Annotated in this window: 14 protein-coding genes; 11 read left to right on the top strand and 3 right to left on the bottom strand. The window is 67.6% G+C overall.

Annotated features, from left to right (window positions below):
• Nucleotides 1-10: 10 nt before the first annotated feature.
• The 5 genes from AC2JAJ_RS09700 to purU are packed head-to-tail and all read left to right on the top strand — an operon-like array spanning nucleotide 11 to nucleotide 6,271.
• Nucleotides 11-415 (top strand): sarcosine oxidase subunit delta, encoded by a 405-nt coding sequence (locus AC2JAJ_RS09700; protein ID WP_486416037.1) that lies wholly within the window; start codon nucleotides 11-13, stop codon nucleotides 413-415.
• Complete coding sequence (locus AC2JAJ_RS09705) at nucleotides 412-3,354, top strand: sarcosine oxidase subunit alpha family protein (RefSeq protein ID WP_486416036.1); 2,943 nt, start codon at nucleotides 412-414, stop codon at nucleotides 3,352-3,354. Before AC2JAJ_RS09700 ends, AC2JAJ_RS09705 begins: the two co-directional genes overlap by 4 nt.
• Nucleotides 3,347-3,997 (top strand): sarcosine oxidase subunit gamma, encoded by a 651-nt coding sequence (locus AC2JAJ_RS09710; RefSeq protein WP_486416035.1) that lies wholly within the window; start codon nucleotides 3,347-3,349, stop codon nucleotides 3,995-3,997. Before AC2JAJ_RS09705 ends, AC2JAJ_RS09710 begins: the two co-directional genes overlap by 8 nt.
• Nucleotides 3,997-5,370, top strand: a complete 1,374-nt coding sequence (locus AC2JAJ_RS09715; protein ID WP_473695514.1) for an L-serine ammonia-lyase — start codon at nucleotides 3,997-3,999, stop codon at nucleotides 5,368-5,370. The genes AC2JAJ_RS09710 and AC2JAJ_RS09715 overlap by 1 nt, the downstream gene beginning before the upstream one ends.
• Before the next feature lie 4 nt (nucleotides 5,371-5,374).
• Nucleotides 5,375-6,271 (top strand): formyltetrahydrofolate deformylase, encoded by an 897-nt coding sequence (gene purU / locus AC2JAJ_RS09720; protein WP_486416034.1) that lies wholly within the window; start codon nucleotides 5,375-5,377, stop codon nucleotides 6,269-6,271.
• Between the two features lie 80 nt (nucleotides 6,272-6,351).
• On the opposite strand, the gene AC2JAJ_RS09725 is transcribed toward purU, so the two are convergent.
• Nucleotides 6,352-6,957, bottom strand: coding sequence for a TetR family transcriptional regulator (locus AC2JAJ_RS09725; RefSeq protein WP_501053461.1), 606 nt, complete (start codon nucleotides 6,955-6,957; stop codon nucleotides 6,352-6,354).
• Between the two features lie 159 nt (nucleotides 6,958-7,116).
• On the opposite strand from AC2JAJ_RS09725, the gene AC2JAJ_RS09730 reads away from it, so the two are divergent.
• The 3 genes from AC2JAJ_RS09730 to AC2JAJ_RS09740 all read left to right on the top strand — a co-directional run bounded on the left by AC2JAJ_RS09730 (nucleotide 7,117) and on the right by AC2JAJ_RS09740 (nucleotide 10,427).
• Nucleotides 7,117-7,461, top strand: coding sequence for a cupin domain-containing protein (locus AC2JAJ_RS09730; protein ID WP_486416032.1), 345 nt, complete (start codon nucleotides 7,117-7,119; stop codon nucleotides 7,459-7,461).
• 32 nt (nucleotides 7,462-7,493) lie between these two features.
• Complete coding sequence (locus tag AC2JAJ_RS09735) at nucleotides 7,494-8,849, top strand: flavin monoamine oxidase family protein (RefSeq protein ID WP_486416031.1); 1,356 nt, start codon at nucleotides 7,494-7,496, stop codon at nucleotides 8,847-8,849.
• Nucleotides 8,850-8,951: 102 nt separating this feature from the next.
• On the top strand, nucleotides 8,952-10,427 hold the full coding sequence (locus AC2JAJ_RS09740; protein WP_486416030.1) for an APC family permease: 1,476 nt from the start codon (nucleotides 8,952-8,954) through the stop codon (nucleotides 10,425-10,427).
• Here the strand turns inward: AC2JAJ_RS09740 and AC2JAJ_RS09745 are convergent.
• Nucleotides 10,420-11,064, bottom strand: coding sequence for an AmiS/UreI family transporter (locus AC2JAJ_RS09745; RefSeq protein ID WP_486416029.1), 645 nt, complete (start codon nucleotides 11,062-11,064; stop codon nucleotides 10,420-10,422). The two genes, AC2JAJ_RS09740 and AC2JAJ_RS09745, sit on opposite strands and share 8 nt — an antisense overlap.
• A 205-nt stretch (nucleotides 11,065-11,269) precedes the next feature.
• On the opposite strand from AC2JAJ_RS09745, the gene gdhA reads away from it, so the two are divergent.
• Nucleotides 11,270-12,607 (top strand): NADP-specific glutamate dehydrogenase, encoded by a 1,338-nt coding sequence (gdhA, locus tag AC2JAJ_RS09750; RefSeq protein ID WP_486416028.1) that lies wholly within the window; start codon nucleotides 11,270-11,272, stop codon nucleotides 12,605-12,607.
• 110 nt (nucleotides 12,608-12,717) lie between these two features.
• On the opposite strand, the gene AC2JAJ_RS09755 is transcribed toward gdhA, so the two are convergent.
• Nucleotides 12,718-13,692, bottom strand: coding sequence for an AraC-like ligand-binding domain-containing protein (locus AC2JAJ_RS09755; RefSeq protein ID WP_486416027.1), 975 nt, complete (start codon nucleotides 13,690-13,692; stop codon nucleotides 12,718-12,720).
• A gap of 163 nt (nucleotides 13,693-13,855) precedes the next feature.
• Between AC2JAJ_RS09755 and AC2JAJ_RS09760 the strand changes: the two genes are divergently transcribed.
• Complete coding sequence (locus AC2JAJ_RS09760) at nucleotides 13,856-14,530, top strand: DUF1345 domain-containing protein (RefSeq protein WP_486416026.1); 675 nt, start codon at nucleotides 13,856-13,858, stop codon at nucleotides 14,528-14,530.
• A 23-nt stretch (nucleotides 14,531-14,553) separates the two neighbouring features.
• Entirely contained in the window at nucleotides 14,554-14,991 is a 438-nt protein-coding gene (locus AC2JAJ_RS09765; protein WP_486416025.1) for a DUF1003 domain-containing protein, read from the top strand.
• Nucleotides 14,992-15,024 lie beyond the last annotated feature (33 nt).

Consider the following 15,024-nt stretch of genomic DNA (forward strand, 5'->3'; position numbering starts at 1 on the left):
ACTAACGCACATGCTGCTGATCCCATGCCCCAACTGCGGCCCGCGGGACGAAACCGAATTCCACTACGGCGGACAGGCCCACGTCCCCTACCCGGAGAACCCGAACGAGCTGAGCGACACGGAGTGGTCCCGCTACCTCTTCTACCGCGAGAACCCCAAGGGCATCTTCGCCGAGCGCTGGGTCCACAGCACCGGCTGCCGCCAGTGGTTCAACATGCTCCGCGACACCGTCAGCTACGACATCCAGGCCATCTACCCGATGGGGACGCCGCGGCCCGACAGTTCCTCCAGGGCCACGCCCGAAACCGGAACCGCCAGCACGGCTCCTGACAGCACCACCACGGGAACCGCTGGACCCAGCACTTCCACCACAAGCACCTTGACCACCACCGCCCCGGAAGGAGCGACCAAGTGACTTCCCAGAACGCCCGCCTGGCTACCGGCGGCCGCATCGACCGCACCATCTCCTGGCGCTTCACGGTGGACGGCGAGGAATTCACCGGCCACCCCGGTGACACGCTGGCCTCGGCCCTGCTCGCCAACGGCCACATCGCCGCCGGCAACTCGCTCTACGAGGACCGCGCCCGCGGCATCATGTCCGCCGGTGTGGAAGAAGCCAACGCCCTGGTCCGCGTGGAAGCCCGCTTCCCCGGCCACGTCGCCGAATCCATGCTCCCGTCCACCACCGTCTCGCTCGTGGACGGCCTGAAGGCCACTCAGCTCAACGGCCTGGGCAAGCTCGACCCCGCCGACGACCGCGCCGAGTACGACAAGAAGTACGTCCACACCGACGTCCTGGTGATCGGCGGTGGCCCCGCAGGCCTCGCCGCAGCCCGCGAAGCCGTCCGCACCGGCGCCCGCGTCATGCTCCTGGACGACCAGCCCGAACTCGGCGGCTCCCTGCTTTCCGGTTCCACGGCTCCCGGCCTGGCCGAGACCATCGAGGGCAAGCCCGCCCTCGAGTGGGTCGCCGATGTCGAAGCCGAGCTGGTGTCCGGCGCGGAATCCACCGTCCTGAACCGCACCACCGCGTTCGGCGCCTACGACGCCAACTACGTCATTGCCGTCCAGAACCGCACCGACCACCTCTCCAGCCCCGCAGCTCCCGGCGTCTCCCGCCAGCGGATTTGGCACATCCGTGCCAACCAGGTGGTGCTGGCGCCCGGCGCCCACGAGCGTCCCCTGGTGTTCGAGAACAACGACCGTCCGGGCATCATGCTCGCCTCGGCCGTACGCACCTACCTCAACCGGTACGCCGTGGCCGCGGGCAAGCGCGTGGTCATCAGCACCACCAACGACAGCGCCTACGCCGTCGCTGCAGACCTCGCCGCCGCCGGCGTCAAGGTCGCAGCCGTCGTGGACGCCCGTCCGCAGCTCACCGCCGTGGCAACCGCCGCCGTAGAATCCGGCCTCCGTGTGCTGATCGGCAGCGCGGTGGCCAACACCTCTGCAGGCAACGACGGCCGCGTGGACGGCGTCACCGTCCGCAGCATCAACGACGACGGCGAGCTCACCTCGGGCGTCGAACAGATCGCCGCCGACCTGCTGGCAGTGTCCGGCGGCTGGAGCCCGCTGGTCCACCTGCACTCGCAGCGGCAGGGCAAGCTGCGCTGGGACGAGGACCTGGCCGCGTTCGTGCCCAGCACCGAAGTGCCCAACCAGCAGACCATCGGCTCCGGCCGCGGCTCCTTCGCCACCGCCGACTGCGTGGCCGAGGGTATCTCCGCCGGCGCAAGGGCGGCCATCGCTGCCGGGTTCGCGTCCGCCGTCGAGCCTTCCGTGTTTGGTGAGCCGAAAGCCTCCGCCCCTACCCGGCAGCTGTGGCTGGTGCCCGGCGAAAACGGCACCCCGGACGACTGGCACCACCACTTCGTCGACTTCCAGCGCGACCAGTCGGTAGCGGATGTGCTGCGCTCCACCGGCGCCGGCATGCGCTCCGTGGAGCACGTGAAGCGGTACACCTCCATCAGCACCGCTAATGACCAGGGCAAGACCTCCGGCGTCAATGCCATCGGCGTGATCGCCGCCGCCCTGCGGACGGCCGGCGAAGCTTCCCGGGGCATCGGCGACATCGGCACCACCACCTACCGCGCACCGTTCACCCCGGTGGCCTTCGCGGCACTGGCCGGACGCCAGCGCGGCGAACTGTTCGACCCCGCGCGCATCACCTCGATCCACCCCTGGCACGTCGCCAAGGGCGCGCTGTTCGAGGACGTAGGACAGTGGAAGCGGCCCTGGTACTACCCCCAGGACGGGGAGGACATGGACGCTGCCGTGCTGCGCGAATGCGCCGCCGTCCGCGAGTCCGTGGGCTTCATGGACGCCACCACCCTCGGCAAGATCGAGATCCGCGGCAAGGACGCGGGCGAGTTCCTGAACCGGATGTACACCAACGCGTTCAAGAAGCTCGCCCCCGGCTCGGCACGCTACGGCGTCATGTGCAGCCCGGACGGCATGATCTTCGACGACGGCGTGACCCTCCGCCTGGACGACGAGACCTTCTTCATGACCACCACCACCGGCGGTGCCGCCAAGGTGCTGGACTGGCTGGAGGAATGGCTGCAGACCGAGTGGCCGGAACTGGACGTGAAGTGCACCTCGGTGACCGAGCAGTGGAGCACCATTGCCGTCGTCGGGCCCAAGTCCCGCGAGGTCATCGCCAAGGTGGCGCCGGAACTGGCAGCCAACGGCGGCCTGGACGCCGAAGCCTTCCCGTTCATGACCTTCCGCGAAACCACCCTCGCCTCCGGCGTGCGGGCCCGGATCTGCCGGATCTCGTTCTCCGGCGAACTCGCCTACGAAATCAACGTCCCGGCCTGGTACGGGCTCAACACCTGGGAAGCCGTGGCGGCTGCCGGTGCCGAGTTCAACATCACCCCGTACGGCACCGAGACCATGCACGTGCTCCGCGCCGAGAAGGGCTACCCGATCGTAGGTCAGGACACCGACGGCACGGTCACCCCGCAGGACGCCGGCATGGAGTGGATCGTCTCCAAGGCCAAGGACTTCATCGGCAAGCGCTCCTACTCCCGGGTGGACGCGCAGCGGGAGGACCGCAAGCACCTGGTCAGCGTCCTCCCCGTGGACGGCACGCTCCGGCTGCCCGAAGGCACCCAGCTCGTGGAAAAGGGCCGCTCCACCAACCCGGCCTACGGTCCGGTGCCGATGGAAGGCTTCGTGACCTCCAGCTACCACAGTGCAGCGCTGGGCCGGTCGTTCGGCCTGGCCCTGATCAAGAACGGACGCAACCGCATCGGCGAAACGCTGGTGGCAGCCGCCGGCGACCAGCTGGTGGACGTGGTTGTGGCAGAGACAGTGCTTTTTGACCCCGAAGGGACCCGCAAAGATGGCTGAGACAGCAGCTTCCCCCGCCGCCGCAAAGACCCCGGCAGACAAGAACCTCGCAGCCCGCATCAGCCCCGCCAGGCAGCTGGCGGAAGCATTCGCTGCATGCTCCCTGGCCGGCGCCGTTGAGATCGCCGAAGTTCCCTTCCTGACCATGGTGGGGCTCCGGGCGGACGCAGGCTCGGACGCGGCAGCGCGGCTGGCCGGCGTCACCGGCGGCCTGCCCGCACAGTGCGGGGGCGTCGTCGGCAACGGCGACACGTCCGTCCTGTGGCTGGGCCCCTCCGAGTTCCTGGTGGTGGCACCCACCGAGGCCCACGAGTCCCTGGGCGGCGACCTCATCCAGGCGCTCCGGGATGCCCTCGGAGGCGACGCCGGCCAGGTGGTGGACCTCTCCGCCAACCGCACCACGTTCGAACTCACCGGCCCCCGGGCCCGCGCCGTCCTGGAAAAGGGCTGCTCGCTGGACCTGCACCCCCGGGTGTTCAAGGCCGGCACCGCTTTCTCCACGGAGATCGCGAACATCCCGGCCGTCCTGTGGAAGACCGGCGAAGAGAGCTTCCGGATCTTCCCCCGGGCATCCTTCGCCGAATTCCTGGGCCGGTGGCTGCTGGACGCCATGCGGGAGTACGCCTCGCCAGAGGTCCCCTGATGGCGCTCAGCGTCCTTGACCTGTTCTCTGTTGGCATCGGGCCCTCGTCGTCACACACGGTGGGCCCGATGCGGGCGGCCAAGCTCTTCGCCGACGGGCTGAAGGGCGACGGGCAGCTGGCGGCCACCGTGCGTGTCCAGTCGGAACTTTTCGGCTCCCTCGGCGCGACCGGACGCGGCCACGGCTCCGACAAGGCCGTGGTCCTGGGACTGCAGGGCCTGGAACCGGAAACCGTCAACACGTTCACGGCCGATGACCAGGTGGCCGCCGCCGCCCTGGACGCCGAGCTGCATATCGCAGGCACCCACCGGGTGGGCTTCAACTGGGAAGAGGACGTGGTGCTCCACCGCCGCAAGTCCCTTCCCGCGCACCCCAACGGCATGACCTTCCGGGCGTTCGACCACACCGGGGCCGTCCTGAGCGAGCGGAGCTTCTACTCGATCGGCGGCGGCTTCGTGGTGGACGGCGACGCCCGGGGCGCGGACAAGGTCGTGGCCGACGACACCGAGCTGCCCTACCCCTTCTCCACGGCGGACGAACTCCTGCAGATCTGCAGCCGTGAAGGCATGTCCATCTCCGACGTCATGCTCGCCAACGAGCTGACCTGGCGCAGCGAGGCCGAACTCCGCGAGCAACTGCTGGGGCTGTGGGCGGTGATGAAGGAGTGCGTGCAGAACGGCTGCAACGCCGAAGGCATCCTGCCCGGCGGCCTGAAAGTGCCCAGGCGCGCGCCGGCTCTCTACAAAACCCTTTCCCAGGACTCCGCCGGCACCGACGCGCTCCACGCCATGGAATGGGTCAACCTCTTCGCGCTGGCCGTGAACGAGGAGAACGCGGCCGGCGGCCGGATCGTCACCGCCCCCACCAACGGGGCTGCCGGGATCGTGCCGGCCGTCCTGCACTACTACATGAAGTTCGTTCCGGGCGCCGACGACGACGGCGTGGTCCGCTTCCTGCTGGCGGCGGCCGCCGTCGGAATCCTCTTCAAAACGAACGCCTCCATCTCCGGCGCCGAAGTGGGCTGCCAGGGCGAGGTTGGTTCGGCCTGTTCGATGGCCGCTGCCGGGCTCTGCGAGGTGCTCGGCGGAACGCCCGCGCAGGTGGAGAACGCCGCGGAAGTGGGGATCGAGCACAACCTCGGCCTGACCTGCGATCCCGTGGGCGGGCTGGTGCAGATTCCCTGCATCGAGCGGAACGCGATCGCCAGCGTGAAGGCGATCAACGCGGCCCGGCTGGCCCTGCACGGGGACGGCAGCCACAAGGTCTCGCTGGACAAGGCCATCAAGACCATGCGCGACACCGGAGCCGACATGAAGACCAAGTACAAGGAAACCTCCCGAGGAGGCCTCGCCGTGAACGTGATCGAGTGCTGAAACCATGACTGTTACTGAAACTGATACCCCTGCAGTGAAGGTGCCCACCACCGTGGAGCACGTCCTGACCCTGGACTGTCCGGAAGGGCCGGGCATTGTCCACGCCGTCTCCGGCTTCCTGCTGGAGCACGGCTGCGACATCATCGACAACAAGCAGTTCGGTGAGCGCACCGAGGGCCACTTCTTCATGCGCGTGCACTTCGTCTCCGAGGGGGACGAGTCCACACTGGAGACGCTCCGTTCCTCCTTCGCCCCCGTGGCCGGCAAGTTCGGCATGCGGTGGCAGCTGGAACGGCACGGCTCCAAGCGCCGCGTGCTGATCATGGTGTCCAAGTTCGGGCACTGCCTCAACGACCTGCTCTTCCGGGCCCGGATCGGGGAGTTGCCGGTGGACGTAGTGGCGGTGGTGTCCAACCACACGGACCACCAGGCCCTGGTGGAGTGGCACGGCTTCCCCTTCCACCACATCCCGGTCACGGCGGCCACCAAGCCTGAGGCAGAGGCCAAACTGATGGAACTGGTGGACGGGCTGGACGTGGAGCTGGTGGTGCTGGCCCGCTACATGCAGGTGCTCAGCGACGACCTGACCCGGAAGCTGGACGGCCGGGCCATCAACATCCACCACTCCTTCCTGCCCAGCTTCAAGGGCGCCAAGCCCTACCACCAGGCGTATGCCCGTGGCGTCAAGACCGTGGGCGCCACCGCGCACTACGTCAACGCGGAGCTGGACGAGGGGCCCATCATCTCCCAGCAGGTGGTGGACGTGGACCACACCTACGGCCCCGAGGACCTGGTGGCGGCCGGCCGCGACACCGAATGCAAGGCCCTGTCCAACGCCGTGAAGTGGCACTGCGAAGGCCGGGTCATCCTGCAGGGCAACCGCACCGTGGTGCTCCGGTAGGGAACAAACTTCATATCACGGCGCGGCCGATTGCCCTTGCGGGCAGCCGGCCGCGCTTTTGTTGTGCCTGCCAGCCGGGGCTATCCGGCCGCTGTGCTCCCGCTGCCCTCCCGCCGGAGGAGCACCACCTGATGCACTTCCTCCAGTGCGGCGGCGATCTCGTCCCGTCCCACCCCGGCAAGATACTGCAGGACCAGTCCGTCCAGTGCGGCGAACAGTGTGCGGGCAACCACCCGCACGTCTCCCTTGACGCCAAAGGCCTGCAGCCCCTCGGACAGGGCCTCCACGTAGCTCTCGTACAGCTGGGCCACCGGGCCGGCCAGTTCGGGCCGGCGGCGTGCCTCGAGGATCATCTCGTACTGGAATGCCTGAAGCCCGGGATCCTCAAGCAGCAGTTCCAGCAGCGCCTCGGTGAAAGTGCCTCCGTTCTCCGCCGCATCCCGCAGCCGTGAGGCGGCGATTGATTGCTCGGAGGACCATTGCAGTGCTGCGGCGATCAGGGCATCCCGCGTCCCGAAATGGTGCGCCACCAGGCTGTTGTTGACCCCGGCAGCCTCTGCGACGGCACGGAACGTGAGTCCCCGCAGACCCTTCTGCGCCACAACGTCCACCACGGCCCGCAGGAGCGCTTCCCTGCCTGTGCCGTATTTCGAGGAGGAAGCGCTGCGGGCGGCGGAAGGCGTCATGACGACGATTCTAGCCAGCGGAGATGCACCGGACCGGGCCTCTTGACTTAAAACTAAGCAATTGCTTAGATGTCTTTCACGTCGTGATGCCGATCACAGGCCCGGCGCCATCACCATTCAATCCCGGCAGCCGCCGGCCCTTCCCACCTGGAGCCACCCATGGCAATGACGCCTCCCTTCACCACGTCCTCCTCCCTTGATCCGGCCAGGAATGAACCTTTTGAGCTTGGCCAGGTCCAGTGGGTCCGCCGCTTCGGGGAAGGCGACCGTCCCGCCTTGGCCTGCGGCTACTGGCACGTCAGTCCCGCCGAAGCGCCCGAGCCTTTCGACCTGCTGATCGAGGCCGATGAAACCATCCACATCATCGAAGGCCACCTTCGCATCGAGGTGGACGGCGGGGACATCCACGACCTCACGGCCGGAGGCGCCGCGTCCTTCAACAAGGGCGCCCGCACCTGGTGGACCGTCCTCGCCCCCACCGTCGAATTCTTCGTCTACTCGTAGGGCACTGCCCGATGGAACAGGAAAACAGCGCCATGGAACAGGAAAACAGCGCCAGGGAGCAGAACCTTGACGTCGTCATCGTGGGCGCCGGATTCGCCGGCCTTACCGCTGCCCGTGAGCTCATCCGCCAGGGCCTGGCCGTCCGCATCGTCGAAGCCCGTGACCGGATTGGCGGCCGGACCTGGTTGGACCACCGGCTGGGCCGTGAGTTGGAGATCGGCGGTACATGGGTCCACTGGACGCAGCCGTATGTCTGGGCCGAGTTGAAGCGCTACGGCATTGGCACCGTGGCCAGCCCTGAGCCGGAACGCGCCTTCTGGTGGGCCGACGGCGGGCGTCGGGAAGGTGCGCCGGGAACCCTGCTGGATCTCATCGGCGAATTCAACGGGCAGTTCGTCAAGGAGTCGCGCGCCTTCTTCCCCCAGCCGTTCCGGCCCTTGGCCACCGATGCCTTCAAGGAAATCGACCATGTCTCCGTGCAGGACCGGATCCGGGATCAATTCCCGGCCGGGACGGCCCGCGACATCCTCGAATCCTTTTGGGCCCTGAACTTCAACGGTCCCCTCGAGGACGCGGCGCTGACCCAGGCCCTCCGCTGGGTGGCATTGACGAATGGCGACTGGGCCGTCAATTTCGAGGCATGTGCCACCTACAAGATCCACGGGGGAACGGCAGCGCTCGCGGACGCCATGCTCCAGGACGCCGGTGCCGCCATTGACTTCGGTTTCACCGTGGCGGGCATAGCGGACGACGGCGGCACGGTCACCGTCCGCGGCACCGACGGACGGAGGCTGAGCGCAAAGACAGCCATTGTCACCGTTCCCCTCCACGTCCTGGAGCGCGTCGCTTTCGAACCGCCGCTGCCGTCCGCCAAGGCTGAGGGGGCGCGGCTGGGCCAGGTCTCCAGGGGCGTCAAGGTGTGGATTCGGCTTCGCGGCGAGCACGCGCCCTTTGTTGCGCTGGGCCGTGCGGACTGGCCGCTGAACTTCTTCCAAACCGAATACACGCTCGACGGCGACACCATCGTCGTCGGCTTCGGCCCGGACGCAACAAAAATCGATGCGTCGGACGCAGCGGCAGTGCAGGCGCAGTTAGCCCGGCTGCTGCCCGGGGTGGAGGTTGTGGACGTCGCAACGCACGACTGGGTGGCGGACCCGCTGGCGGGGGAGACCTGGCCGATGCACCGGACCGGGTTCCTTACCAACCATCTGGCCGCGCTGCAGTCAGCGCACGGCAACGTCCTCTTTGCCGGCTCAGACCTTGCCAACGGCTGGGGCGGATTCATCGACGGCGCCATTGAAAGCGGCATGGAAGCGGCCTTGGACGCCGCATCACTTCTCACCCCCGCCACCCGGGAAGCCGCGCTGCAACAATCCCCCCTGCGCTGACCGACAACAACTGCGCGCTGGTGGACAAAGCGCGCCGCCGCCCCGCTGCGAAGGTGGATTCACGGCAATTTTCCCCAACTCATGACCGTTAAGAAGGATCAAATGAGTATTTCGAATTCCGAGCCCCGGACCACTGACGCTCCGGCCAAGGAGCATTCAACCGCCCTCCGCGCCGGCAGTGTCGGCGTGCTGGGCATCCTCTTCTTCGTCCTCTCGGCCCAGGCGCCCCTGACGGGGATTGTGGGCGCCTCGCCGCTGGCGGCAGCGCTCGGCAACGGGGCCGGTGCGCCCGGCGCGTACCTGATCGTCGGCGTGGTCATTGTGATCTTCGCCGTGGGTTTTGTGGCCATGAGCCGCAGGATCCAGGCCAACGGCGCCTTCTATGCCTACGTCACGGCGGCGTTCGGCAGGAAGACCGGCGCGGGCGCCGCGTGGCTGGCGCTGCTGGCCTACAACACGGTGCAGGCCGCCATGTACGGACTGTATGGAGCAGCATTTTCCGGGCTGCTGGCATCCGCCGGCCTGGAGGTGCCGTGGTGGCTCCTTGCCCTTGCCACCATGGCAGGCGTCCAGGTGCTCGGCTCGCTGAACATCGAACTCGGTGCCCGCGTCCTGGCCCTGCTGGTGGGACTCGAGGTGGCCATCCTGCTGCTGTTCGGTTTCACCGTCCTGTTCAGCGGCGGCGGTCCCGAGGGCATCAGCGTTGCCGGCTCCTTCTCGCCGGAGGCGATCGGCGCCGGCGCGCCTGGGGTTGCCATCATGTTTGCCGTGGCCTCGATGTTCGGGTTCGAATCCACCGCCATCTATTCCGCCGAAGCGAAGGACCCGCAGCGGACGGTGGCCCGCGCCACCTACCTCTCCGTCGGCGTGATTTCCGTCTTCTTTGCCTTCATCTCCTGGATGCTGGTCAGCTACTACGGCCCGTCCCAGGTGATGGGTGCCGCCGGCGCAGCCCTCGAATCGGGCGACGCCACCTCGTTCGTGATCGGACCCCTGGTGGAACTGTTCGGACCCTGGGCCGGCGTCGTGGCGGGCATCCTGCTGGTCACGTCACTGCTGGCGGGCATCATCGCGTTCCATAACGGCATCAACCGCTACCTGCACTCCCTGGCCCTGCAGGGTTCCATGCCCGCCGTCCTGGCCCGGACCAACCGGCACCGCGCACCCGCCGTGGCCGCCTGGATCCAGTCCGCTGCCGCCGTCGTACTGGTGCTTCCTTTTGCCATCCTTGCCCTGGACCCGGTCCTGACACTCTTTTCCTGGTTCAGCGGGCTCGCCGTGGCGGCACTGCTGGTGCTGTACATGCTGTGCTCGGCGGCCGTGGTCAGCTTCTTCCGCCGCGAACGTGCCGGCGCCCAGCTCTGGCAGACCAGGATTGCACCCGTAATGGCGGCGGCGCTCCTCGCGTGGGTCCTGTTCCTGGTGGTCAGCAACTTCACCGCCCTGATCGGCGGCAGCGCGGAGACGGCCACCGCCCTGCTGGCAGCCGTGCCGGTGGTCTTCGTGGCCGGTGTGCTGGTGGAGTCCGGGGTCGAGCGCCGGCACCATGCCGCCGCCCTGGGCCACGTGCTCAGCTAGGCGTGACTGCTTCCCCTGCCCCCGGCAGGGCCGGACTGGCCCGGCGCGGAACACCACCTCCGCGCCGGGCCAGCGCGCGTGCTGCCAGGAACATGCCCGCCAGTAACACGGCAGCCAGCCCTGCCGCCTCCACCGCGCGGGGCCAGATTCCAGCAAGCCCCAGGAACGCCGGAATGGTCGCGGTGACCGGGCTGGCGAGGACCACCGCCCAGCCGGTGAAGGGCTCCAGGCGGTGGACGCCAAGGGCCATGGACGCGAAGAGCAGCGCCCACAGGACCGACCAGCCCACCCACAGCATGGCGAGCAGCGGGTCGGTTGCGGACCAGGCCCCTGCAAGCAGCAGTCCGAACAGCGCCACCATCCCGCAGAACCAGCCGAGGCCCCGGGAGCCCAGCCCCAGCAGGACGTCCAGCCCGGCATAGAGGTACGTCAGTCCGAACAGGAACATGCCGGCGGCGGTGAGCAGTGCGGCCGTGGCGGCAGTGCCCGAGGAGAGATGGACGACGCCGAGCACCAGTTGGGTGCCGCCGACCACAAGGCTGCAGACGGCGGCGTCGCGGCGGGGGAGGCGCCCCAGGGTGGCGAGCCCGTTGACCAGCAGCGCGGCGCCGGAGAGCAAAAGGCAGATGTAGGCCATCAGCGGGTCCCCTGCCGGACCGGGCAACCAACACCGGTTCTCGCGAGGTGGAATTTTTCTGTCATAATACGGATATTAGCGGGATAGCGACGGCCGTACTTATTGCTGGCCGGTCGTAATCCGATAGGTTGAAGACTAAACCAATCGGGGCAACGGGGCCTTTGCGGCGTCCGCCCCTGGTCCAGCCCAGAGGTAAGGAACAGTTATGGACGCGCGGCTCGAAGCCATCAGGGATACGGTCCTCGCACGGAACCCCGGTGAGGCAGAGTTCCACCAGGCAGTGGTGGAGGTCTTCGAAAGCCTGGGACCCGTCCATGACCGGCACCCCGAATTCCTGGAGGCCGCCATACTCGAGCGGCTCTGCGAGCCTGAGCGCCAGATCATTTTCCGGGTGCCGTGGACCGACGATGCCAGCCGCGTGCAGATCAACCGCGGCTTCCGCGTGGAGTTCAACTCCGCACTGGGGCCCTACAAGGGTGGCCTGCGCTTCCACCCCTCCGTCTATCTGGGCATCGTCAAGTTCCTCGGCTTCGAGCAGATCTTCAAGAACGCCCTCACCGGCATGCCCATCGGCGGCGGCAAGGGTGGCTCCGACTTCGACCCCCGCGGCCGCAGCGACGCCGAGGTGATGCGGTTCTGCCAGTCCTTCATGACTGAGCTGTACCGGCACATCGGCGAATACACCGACGTGCCGGCGGGGGACATCGGTGTGGGCGGCCGCGAAATCGGCTACCTCTTCGGCCAGTACAAGCGCATCACCAACCGGTACGAATCCGGGGTGCTGACGGGCAAGGGCATCTCCTGGGGCGGATCGCTGGTCCGCCCCGAGGCCACCGGCTTTGGCGCCGTCATCTTCACCGAGGAAATGCTGAAAACGCGCGGCACCTCCTTTGACGGCCGGCGCGTCGTTGTTTCCGGCTCCGGCAACGTGGCCATCAATGCCATCGCCAAGGCGCAAACCCTTGGCGCCACGGTGGTGGCGTGCTCCGACTCGTCAGGCTACGTGGTGGATGAAGCAGGGATCGACGTCGGGCTCCTCCGGGAGGTGAAGGAAGTGGAGCGGGGCCGTCTGAAGGACTATGCCGAACGGCGTGCCGGTGTCGCCTACGTGGACGGCGGTTCCGTATGGGACGTCGACGCGGCCGTTGCGCTGCCGTGCGCCACGCAGAACGAGCTCGACGGCGATGCTGCCGCCAGGTTGGTGCGCAACGGCCTGCTCGCGGTCGGCGAAGGGGCGAACATGCCCTCCACCCGGGACGCCGTGGCCGTGTTCCAGGAGGCGGGCGTGCTGTTCGGGCCCGGCAAGGCAGCCAACGCCGGCGGAGTGGCCACCTCCGCCCTGGAGATGCAGCAGAACGCCAGCCGCGATTCATGGTCCTTCGAGCACACGGAGGAACGGCTCACCGACATTATGGTGGGGATCCACCGCCGCTGTGCTGCCACCGCCGAGGAGTACGGCGAGCCCGGCAACTATGTCCTGGGGGCGAACATTGGCGGGTTCGTGAAGGTGGCCGATGCCATGCTGGCGCAGGGCCTGATCTGACAGGCCTGATCTGACAGTGCCGGGTCTGACAGGGCCGGGTCTGACAGGGCCTGATCTGACAGGGTTTGGTCTGGCGGGACCGGTCCGTGGCGCCGGCTGTCCGGCCCGGGTCAGGCGCCCCGGCGCCATTCGCTCGGTGATACGCCGAAGGCGTCCCGGAACGTGCGGCTGAAGTGCGCTGCGTCCAGGATTCCCCAGCGGGCTGCTACCGCACCCACGGACTTTCCGGCGTGCAGGGGGTCCCGGAGTTCCCGGCGGGCGCCCTCCAGCCGCTGGGTCCGGATCCAGCTGGCCACCGTGCTCCCGGATTCGTGGAAGACGTTGTGGAGGTGGCGCGTGGAGATGAAGTGGGCCGCGGCGATGCCGGCTGGCGAAAGCAGGGGATCGGAGAGGTTGGCTTCGATGTATTCGCGGATGGAGACGGCCAGTAGCGCCTGGGGCTTCATCCGGTCAGGGCTGATGTCCATTTCCGCATGCAGCATGGTGGACACCAGGTCCAGGGCATTCGCTGCCAGCCGGGAGCCGCTGGGGCCCTTCAGGATGTCCAGGTCTCCGGACAGCTGCCGGATGAACTGGCCGACGATTCCGCTCAGGCCCCCACTTCCGGCCATGCGCACTGCCGCGAGTTGGCCAACGTAATCGGTGGGCAGGGAAAGCGCCTCGCAGGGGAACATGAGGACCATGATCCGGGTGCTGTCCTCGAACGCGAGGGTGTAGGGCCGGCTGGTGTCGTAGATGGCGAGATCGCCGGGCCGGAGGACGGCCTCCCGGTTGTCCTGGATGAGCAGCCCGGTCCCCTCCAGTTGCAGGTTCAGCTTGAAATAGCGCTCGTGGGCCTGGGCGATGAGCGCCGGCGTGCGGTGGACTTCGTGCGAGGTGGCGGTGACTTCCACGATGGACATCCGGTCCAGCACCCGGGCGCGCATCCGGCCCCGGAATCCGTCCACGTCCTCCGTCCGCGCAGCAAGGGGCACAAACGACTCGGCCACCAGGTGCTTCCAGTGGTCAAAGGACGCAGCAATGCTGGTGGTGAGTTCCTGCGTGGTGTGCGGGGCCGTTGCCCCGGATAAGACTGATGCTGCCATCGATGTTCCTCGCGCTGGGTTGCCACGTGACGTTCCCCCCGACTGTGTCCCCGGACACAGTCCATTCAGGGTAGGACGCCGGCGGTCTTTTTTCAACACTTGGCGAAAAAAGAATTCGTCTTCCTCCCAGCCAAGCCCAAGCTTGCCGTGCCATGCTCCGCCAATGAACCCCAGCGCGGCCTCCGAAGAACGCCGCCACGACTTTGACTCCCGCACGCACCGTTCCATCCTGCGGTTGCTGGTGATGCTCGGCGTCGGCCTGCTGGCCGCGGCGCTGGTGGGCACCCTTGGCAACTGGGTTTATGCGCCCGCCGCCGGCTGGGCCGCCGCCTCGGCCACCTACCTGGTCTGGGTGTGGAGCGTTATTGCCCCGCTTGATCCGGCGGCAACCGCGGCGCATGCACGGCGGGAAGACCCTGGCCGGGTATTCTCGGATGTCCTTGTCCTCACCGCCACGGTGGCCAGCTTCGCCGGAGTCGCGCTGATCCTGGGTGAGGCGTCCGGCGCCCAGGGGTCCAGGAAGGACGTCATTGTTGCGATGGCCCTGGGCAGTATTGCCCTGTCCTGGTTCCTGGTCCACACGCTCTTCACCCTGCGCTACGCCGCCATCTACTACCGGGACCGGACAGGCGTGGATTTCAACGAGGACGCGCCTCCGCGCTACGCCGATTTCGCCTACCTGGCCTTCACGGTGGGCATGACGTTCCAAGTCTCGGACACCGACCTCAAAACCAGGGCAATCCGCGGAACGGTCCTGCGGCAGGCCCTGCTGTCGTATCTGCTGGGCGCGATCGTCCTGGCCACCACCATCAACCTGGTTTCGGGACTGATCCACTAACCTCCAGGACTTATTCTGGGCCCATGGCGGAGATCAAAGTTAACTGGCACCACCGGCACAAGGCCGGGCTCAGCGCGGGCGACCGGGCGGCGGACACGTTGCGGAACGGGATGGGCAGCTGGCCGTTCGTGGGCATCTTTGTGGGCTTCATGGGGTTGTGGGCGGCGGTGAATTCCTTCGTCCTGGCCGCAAACGCGTGGGACCCCTACCCGTACATCCTGCTGAACCTCTTCCTGTCCATGCTGGCAGGCCTGCAGGGCGCCATCCTGCTTATCGCCGCCAAGCGGCAGGATGCGATTGCGTCGGCAATGGCGCAACACGACTACGAAACGGATGTGCGCGCCGCTGCCCACATCGAAATGCTGATGAACATCAATGCAGAGCAGCTGCAGCTGCTGCAGGAATTGCGTGCCACGGTGAAACGCCCCGGCCCCGAAGAAGCAGCCGGCAACCACCCCTGAACACGCCGATGGGCGCAGCCCCCACGGGGTCTG

It is taken from the genome of Arthrobacter sp. MOO21, from assembly GCF_057369995.2.

Bases quoted from the DNA above. Each gene is read 5' to 3' on its own strand.
- AC2JAJ_RS09700 (WP_486416037.1), top strand. From the start codon at position 11: ATGCTGCTGATCCCATGCCCCAACTGCGGCCCGCGGGACGAAACCGAA.
- AC2JAJ_RS09710 (WP_486416035.1), top strand. From the start codon at position 3,347: ATGGCTGAGACAGCAGCTTCCCCCGCCGCCGCAAAGACCCCGGCAGAC.
- AC2JAJ_RS09715 (WP_473695514.1), top strand. From the start codon at position 3,997: ATGGCGCTCAGCGTCCTTGACCTGTTCTCTGTTGGCATCGGGCCCTCG.
- purU (WP_486416034.1), top strand. From the start codon at position 5,375: ATGACTGTTACTGAAACTGATACCCCTGCAGTGAAGGTGCCCACCACC.
- AC2JAJ_RS09725 (WP_501053461.1), bottom strand. From the start codon at position 6,957: ATGACGCCTTCCGCCGCCCGCAGCGCTTCCTCCTCGAAATACGGCACA.
- AC2JAJ_RS09730 (WP_486416032.1), top strand. From the start codon at position 7,117: ATGGCAATGACGCCTCCCTTCACCACGTCCTCCTCCCTTGATCCGGCC.
- AC2JAJ_RS09735 (WP_486416031.1), top strand. From the start codon at position 7,494: ATGGAACAGGAAAACAGCGCCAGGGAGCAGAACCTTGACGTCGTCATC.
- AC2JAJ_RS09740 (WP_486416030.1), top strand. From the start codon at position 8,952: ATGAGTATTTCGAATTCCGAGCCCCGGACCACTGACGCTCCGGCCAAG.
- AC2JAJ_RS09745 (WP_486416029.1), bottom strand. From the start codon at position 11,064: ATGGCCTACATCTGCCTTTTGCTCTCCGGCGCCGCGCTGCTGGTCAAC.
- gdhA (WP_486416028.1), top strand. From the start codon at position 11,270: ATGGACGCGCGGCTCGAAGCCATCAGGGATACGGTCCTCGCACGGAAC.
- AC2JAJ_RS09755 (WP_486416027.1), bottom strand. From the start codon at position 13,692: ATGGCAGCATCAGTCTTATCCGGGGCAACGGCCCCGCACACCACGCAG.
- AC2JAJ_RS09760 (WP_486416026.1), top strand. From the start codon at position 13,856: ATGAACCCCAGCGCGGCCTCCGAAGAACGCCGCCACGACTTTGACTCC.
- AC2JAJ_RS09765 (WP_486416025.1), top strand. From the start codon at position 14,554: ATGGCGGAGATCAAAGTTAACTGGCACCACCGGCACAAGGCCGGGCTC.